We start from the raw sequence: 5,912 nt of genomic DNA, 5'->3' as shown, positions 1-5,912 counted from the left end.
GGGCGCCCGCTCATCCCGCAGCACCACCCCGCTGGAGTGTTCGATCGGCGCGTCGAGATCCAAGGAGCCCTCCTCGTGCAGCGTGAGGGCGGTCAGGGCGGTGACGACCTTGGAGACCGAGGCGACCGGGAGGCGCGAGTCCGTGCCGAGGGGGCGCTCCCCCTCGGCGTCGGCGTGGCCCCAGGCCCGGAGAAGCGGGGTCGTCGAACCATCCACGACGGACACGACCATGCCTGCGGTCGACCGCCCCACGACTTCCTGCGCGATGCGTTCGATCCGGTCGTGCAGGGCGCCGCCATCCGGTCGGGCCTGGGCGGTCACAGGCGCGAGAGCGGTCAGGGTGGCCACCAGGGAGACGACGAGAGCGCGGTGCACTCGCTCCACCTTTCCGATACGGGTGTGTTGGTTTCTGGAGACTACGGTATGCACATCGGATCGACGACGTGGGGGGAGGGCGCATGGGGCGCAGCGCGAAGGGGCGTCAGCGTCAACGCGACGTCGTGGCGGCGGCGTTGCGGTTGGTCGCTCGTGGGGGCATCCCGGCCGCCTCCGTCCGCGGTGTCGCCGCGGAGGCGGGAATGTCAGTCGGGGCGGTGCGGCACTTCTTTCCCACCCAGGAACAACTGCTGGAACAGGTCATGGCCGATGTCACCGCCGAGGCCGCCCATCGGCTCGTGCCCCTGATCCGCGCACTGGGCGACGCCACCACCGCCGCGGAAGGGCGGGACGCCGCGTGTGCGCTGCTCGAAGAACTGCTGCCGCTGGACGAGCGTCGCCGCGTGGAGTGGTTCCTCTGGTCGGCCGTCGCCCACTCCGCGACGCACCCGGCCGGACTGGACCGGTGGCGGGAAGCCGGGTGGGCGGGCGTCCGACATCAGTGTCGTCGGGTGGTCGGGCATCTCAACGACAGGGCGGTTCCGATCGTCGAGGCGGACACGATGGATGTGCACGACGTAGTCGACTCGACCGCGACGATTCCCGAACTGGAGGATCCTGCCCTCGAGGCGAGGGTGACGGCACTCCATGCGGCGCTTGACGGGCTTGCCGCGCAGCTGACGGCCACCCCGGCGCCTATCGACGGGGCGAGTGCCCGGCACGCCCTCCGAGAGCTGGTCGGAATCCTCTGACCGGACCGGGCGCCGGGCCCTCGGTCGCCGACGGGGGTCGGCTGGGCGGTGGTCGCGCTGATGTTCCTGTGGCCGACTTCGCCGACCTGCTGGACTTCCCCGGGTGGCCCCGGTCGCTCTCGCCGGTGCACCATCTCGCCGCGGTCCCGGTGGAGGAGTTCGCCCGGCGCCGTTCCTGCTGGTCCTGGTGATGACCGGCGCGCCCGTGACCGCGGGTCTGGTGGGGTCCAGGCGTCGGCAGGTGGTCACAGGCTGACTGCGACCGGACGGGGCGTTGGTAGCCTCTGCCGGGTGACGAGGACTCGTGGACGGCCGCGCCGCAACCCCGGGTCGCCGACCGGACTCGGCAGCGAGCAGGACATCCTGCACGCCGCGGGCGAACTGTTCGTCACCAAGGGATTCGGCCGTACCAGCACCCGGGCCATCGCCGAGGGCGCGGGCCTGCAGCAGGCCAGCGTCTACCACTGGTTCAGCTCCAAGGACGAGATCCTGCTCCGGCTGGTGCTCGGCACCGTGATCCCGTCCCACCGGATCGCCGACCGGTTGCTCGAGAGCGACGCCCCGGGACACGTGCTGTTGTGGGCCCTGGCGTACGCCGATGCGCGGCTGCTGCACGAGGATCCGCAGAACCTGGGTGTGCTGTACTTCGAACCGGCTCTCGACGGCGACCATTTCAGCGAGTTCCACGAGGTCCGGGACTCGCTGCACGAGGCCTACCGGGTGCTGCTCGAGCGCACGACGGGGGAACGCGCCACTGACGTCGACGTGGCGATGGTCGTCGGACTGGTGGAGAACGTCATCACCTACCGGCGCCGGACGCGGTCACCGATTCCGGACGACACCCCGGCCCGGGTCGCCGATGCCGCACTGACGCTGGCGCGGGTCCCGGACCTCCTCACCGACGAGACCCGGGCCCGGGGAACCGAGAATCTCGCTGCTCTCGATCCCCCGGGCCCGGGGTCTGTCGACTGACGCCGCCCGCTGGGTGTACTGACGGCTAGGCCCTCGCGGGAACCTCGACGTCCCGGTCCGGTTCCGGCTCGTCGACGGAGGGTGTCGCCGTGGCCTTCCGGGGGTCGGGCCGTGTGTCGGTGGCGGCCACCGCCACGTAGACCACGAAGGACACGGCTGCGGCGAGGAACGTCGTCCAGCCGTCGACGCTGGTGGTGATCACCTCGTTCGGGAAGTACAGCAGGGTGTTGTCCACCCCGTAGATGGTCGGGGTGAAGACGAAGAACCCGAGCCGCACGCCCAGTCCCAGCGCGGCGGAGATGACCAGCGCCCTCGTGCTGACCAGGCGGGTCCACAGGGAGAGCAGGAACGGCACCACGAGACTCGCGCACAGCAGGTCGAAGGTCAGCGTGAGGAGGATCCCGGTGTGGTTGACCCGGAGTGCGACGACGATGCCGATGGCCGCGACGGGGACCATCGCCCACCGGGAGGCCTGGAGCACGCTCAACCGCAGATTCCTGGTGTCGAGGATGGTGCCCACGACGATGGACGAGGTCGCGAGGAGGATGCCGCTGACCGTGGTGAGGGAGGCGGCCAGCAGGGCCGAGATGACCAGCATCGCGATCGGGGTGGGTACCGGCCCGGTGAGGAGTTGGAAGAGGATCGGCGACTCGGAGCCGCTGTCCCCGAGCAGTCCCGCCCCGGCCACGGCGACCGCGGCCAGCGGGACGCACAGGACCACGGTCCCGACGGCGGCGATCAGGCTGGCCGCCCTGGCGCCCCGGGCGGACCTGGCCGAGGACACGCGTTGGAAGACGTCGATGGCCACCAGGTTGCCGAAGCCCAGCGCGAAGAGCGTCGCCCAGTTGATCGCCGCGCCCGCCGCAGGGGCGGTCAGCTGTTCGAGATCCGAGATGCCCAACCCCTCGGCAGCGGTGTACCCGGGGCCGAGGAACATCCACAGCGTCAGCCCGACGAACCCGACCCCCATCACCACCATGAGGAACAGTCCCGTGTACACGGACGCGAACATCCCGCCGACCATCGTGTAGGCGAGGATCGCGACGGTGACGAACACGATCGCGGCCCAGTAGGGCACCCCGACGAAGTGGTCCATCATGTGTCCCAGGGCGACGAGGTTGCCCGCCATGAGGATGCCGAAGCTGGAGACCGTCAGGACGGCCGACAGTATCTCGCCGGTGCGGCCGAACGTCTGCCGGAAGTAACCGGGCAGGGAGTACAGCTCGCGCTCCCGGACCTTCTCGGCCACGAAGAGCCCCATCAACAGGAACGACACGGCGATCCCCAGGGGCATCGCGGCTCCGGCCCAGAATCCGAAACCGCCCGCGAGATCCGCCGCTCCGACGGTCGCGTTGGAGTCGATCACCTGGGACATCAGCAGGACGGCGACGAGCGGCACGGTCAGCGTGCGGCCGGCGACGGCGAAGTTGCGGTTCTCTCCCCGCACCCTCTTCGACGACAGCAGACCCAGGACGACGAGCAGGGCGACGGTGCCGCCGATGGCGAGACTGATCATCGGGTCTCACCCACCAGGGCGGTCTCGCGACCGAGCGAGTACAGGGGACGCGCGCCCTCCGGCAGTGCGACCTCACCGTCCGCGATCCGCCTCCTCAGGTAGGCGAAGCTCTGCGCGGTCTGGGCGAACAGGTGCTCGCCGGAGTGCATCGGCTCGTACACGGAGTCATTGGACCCGGGGAACGTCAGGGGAGCGACCACCGTGTCGTAGTCGACCGTGAAGAACAACGGGTAGGAATACCGTTCCCGCGAGACCTTCCGGACCCGGTGCGAGGTGGCGACGAAGGCGCCGTTGGTCCACACCTCCAGCAGGTCCCCGATGTTCACGACGATGGCGTCCTCGCGGAACGGGACCTCGATCCACTCTCCCCGGCCGTTCATCACCTCCAGCCCGGGAGCGGTGGGCCTCAGCAGGGTCAACGCCTCGTAGTCGGTGTGCGCTCCGATCCCGGGACGGTCATGGGCGTCAGGGTTGTGCGGGTAGTGGATGAGACGCAGCTGCGAGGGCGGCTGGGTCACCGACCCGAGGAACGTGTCGGGATCGAGGTCGAGGTACCGGGCGAACGCCGCGAGGAGCCGCGACCCGAGGGTGAACACCTCGTCGTAGTAGGTCGTCACCGCCTCACGGAACCCCGGCAGATCGGGCCACTGGTTCGGCCCGAGCAGCGGATTGCCGGCCACGTACTCCGGATGGTCCGCCGGCAGATCGATGGACAGGTCGAAGGCCTCCTTGAGGTCGGGGGTCGCGCCGGCGAAGACCTCCTCACCGACCGGGACGTACCCGCGGTGATTGGTGGAGTTGCCGATGTACACCTGCTGCTTGACGGCGTCGGGTTGGGCGAAGAACCGTTGCGAGGCCTCGTGCATGGCTGCGAAGGTCTCGTCGGCCACGCCGTGGTTGACGATGAGGAGGAACCCGACGCCTCGGGCCGCCTCGCCGAGCCGGTCGACGCACTCCTGAGAGGGGCCACCGGGATCGGCGAGCGTGGACACATCGATGATCGGGATCGACTCGAAGTCGGTGGTGGGACGGTGGAGGTCAGGCATTGTCGGCTCCTGGGTGGGCTGGTCGGGGCGGGTGGGACGGTCGGGCTGGGGGTATCGGTCCGGCGTCGTGGATCGGGTCGAAGAACGTGGACGTGCTGCCGCCCTCGCCGGTCTGCCAGGAGAGTGCGAAGCGGCCGTCCGACTCGGGGGAGAGGAAGAACCGGGGAGGCTCGGGGACCGACCACGACGAGTACCGGGCGCTCCAGCCCCGGTCGGTCCGTGACCCGATGTGCACCGATGCCGGCCGGTTCCCGGCGGAGTCGGCGCCGAGCGCGAGGCCGAAGCGGTCGCCCACGCAGACGACCACGGCCTCGGTTCCCTGGTCGTCGACCCCTCGGGCCTCCCACACCGGGCCGGGCTCGTCGGCGCAGCGCTGCCAGAGTTCGACGTAGTCGAGTTGCCGGCCCGCCTCCAGCAGGCCCCACCCCGGCACGTCGAAGAGTTGCCCGATGTCGGCGGAGCCGAAGGCCTCCCCGGCGGCGATGGCGTGGACCCATTCGAACTCGCCGGTGGCCGGGTCCGTGCACTCGAGTTCTCCGGCGAACCCCATGCGGAAGTGCGTCGCGCCTGCGGCGTCGGTGGAGAACCGCGCGTCGCAGAAGTACTGGTCACCCTGGATCCAGACGACGTCCGAGCACTGGTCGGGGACGGAGTCGCGGGAGTGGAACAGGTGGCGCCGGTAGGCCGCGGGGGCCGGGCGCGGGACGGGTTCCATAGGACTCCTTCAAATCGATCACTTGATCGGAAGTAGTCAAACGGTGGTGCGTTGCCGCGCTGTTACGTAGGCGTCAAAGGATGAGAAATTGGGTGATCACCGCTGGGCGCGTGCCGGTCGTCCCGGCGTCGGCGACACACCGCGAAGCGCCCGCGATCAGCTCGTAGAGTGGCGCCATGAACCTGCTCCTGCTGTCCCTCGGCGTGGGCGCCGTCCCCGACTTCCTCGCCGAGCACGTGAACCGTCCCGCACCCGTGGTGCGCATCGGATATCTGAACGATGCCGCCAGCCCGTACGCGGGGGCCGGGTTCGTGGCCGCGGAACGCGCGCAGTTGGCGGACCTGGGGTACGTCCTGACCGACCTCACCGCCGCCGATATCGACGACCCGCGTGAGTTCGCCGCCCTGCTCGACGGGCTCGACGCCCTGTACGTCGCCGGCGGCAACACCTTCGTGCTCCTGGCGGCGCTGCGCCGACACGGCGCGGATGCGGCCGTGGTCGAGCGGGTGCGGGCGGGGCTGCCCTACATCGGCTCA

The 5,912-nt window shown here is 70.1% G+C and carries 8 protein-coding genes; 4 read left to right on the top strand and 4 right to left on the bottom strand.

Going from position 1 to position 5,912, the window contains the following annotated elements:
* Positions 1-375: serine hydrolase (locus G6019_RS17220; protein WP_182627165.1), on the bottom strand; the 375-nt coding region annotated here is incomplete at its 3' end.
* A gap of 83 nt (positions 376-458) precedes the next feature.
* Between G6019_RS17220 and G6019_RS05380 the strand changes: the two genes are divergently transcribed.
* The 3 genes from G6019_RS05380 to G6019_RS05375 all read left to right on the top strand — a co-directional run bounded on the left by G6019_RS05380 (position 459) and on the right by G6019_RS05375 (position 2,099).
* Positions 459-1,127 (top strand): TetR/AcrR family transcriptional regulator, encoded by a 669-nt coding sequence (locus G6019_RS05380; RefSeq protein WP_107755384.1) that lies wholly within the window; start codon positions 459-461, stop codon positions 1,125-1,127.
* Positions 1,128-1,195: 68 nt separating this feature from the next.
* Complete coding sequence (locus G6019_RS17695) at positions 1,196-1,318, top strand: hypothetical protein (RefSeq protein ID WP_255412659.1); 123 nt, start codon at positions 1,196-1,198, stop codon at positions 1,316-1,318.
* A 100-nt stretch (positions 1,319-1,418) separates the two neighbouring features.
* The gene (locus G6019_RS05375) at positions 1,419-2,099 is read left to right on the top strand and encodes a TetR/AcrR family transcriptional regulator (RefSeq protein WP_182611909.1); all 681 of its coding nucleotides are present in this window, start codon (positions 1,419-1,421) and stop codon (positions 2,097-2,099) included.
* Between the two features lie 25 nt (positions 2,100-2,124).
* On the opposite strand, the gene G6019_RS05370 is transcribed toward G6019_RS05375, so the two are convergent.
* From G6019_RS05370 to G6019_RS05360, 3 genes are read right to left on the bottom strand one after another with little or no spacing between them, the layout of a single operon-like run.
* The gene (locus tag G6019_RS05370; protein WP_182611910.1) at positions 2,125-3,615 is read right to left on the bottom strand and encodes a sodium:solute symporter family transporter; all 1,491 of its coding nucleotides are present in this window, start codon (positions 3,613-3,615) and stop codon (positions 2,125-2,127) included.
* A complete protein-coding gene (locus G6019_RS05365; protein WP_182611911.1) occupies positions 3,612-4,661 on the bottom strand; it encodes an isopenicillin N synthase family dioxygenase in 1,050 nt (349 codons plus the stop codon). The genes G6019_RS05370 and G6019_RS05365 overlap by 4 nt, the downstream gene beginning before the upstream one ends.
* Complete coding sequence (locus G6019_RS05360; RefSeq protein ID WP_241725888.1) at positions 4,654-5,376, bottom strand: hypothetical protein; 723 nt, start codon at positions 5,374-5,376, stop codon at positions 4,654-4,656. Before G6019_RS05360 ends, G6019_RS05365 begins: the two co-directional genes overlap by 8 nt.
* Before the next feature lie 176 nt (positions 5,377-5,552).
* Here G6019_RS05360 and G6019_RS05355 point away from each other — a divergent pair.
* Positions 5,553-5,912 (top strand): Type 1 glutamine amidotransferase-like domain-containing protein (locus G6019_RS05355; protein ID WP_182627163.1); only part of this gene is annotated, 360 nt, incomplete at its 3' end.

It is taken from the genome of Dietzia sp. DQ12-76, from assembly GCF_014145045.1.
Lineage (GTDB): Bacteria > Actinomycetota > Actinomycetes > Mycobacteriales > Mycobacteriaceae > Dietzia.
Note: the sequence above shows the minus strand (reverse complement) of the source record. Positions and strands in the feature narration are given on the sequence as shown.

Bases quoted from the DNA above. Each gene is read 5' to 3' on its own strand.
- G6019_RS05380 (WP_107755384.1), top strand. From the start codon at position 459: ATGGGGCGCAGCGCGAAGGGGCGTCAGCGTCAACGCGACGTCGTGGCG.
- G6019_RS05370 (WP_182611910.1), bottom strand. From the start codon at position 3,615: ATGATCAGTCTCGCCATCGGCGGCACCGTCGCCCTGCTCGTCGTCCTG.
- G6019_RS05365 (WP_182611911.1), bottom strand. From the start codon at position 4,661: ATGCCTGACCTCCACCGTCCCACCACCGACTTCGAGTCGATCCCGATC.
- G6019_RS05360 (WP_241725888.1), bottom strand. From the start codon at position 5,376: ATGGAACCCGTCCCGCGCCCGGCCCCCGCGGCCTACCGGCGCCACCTG.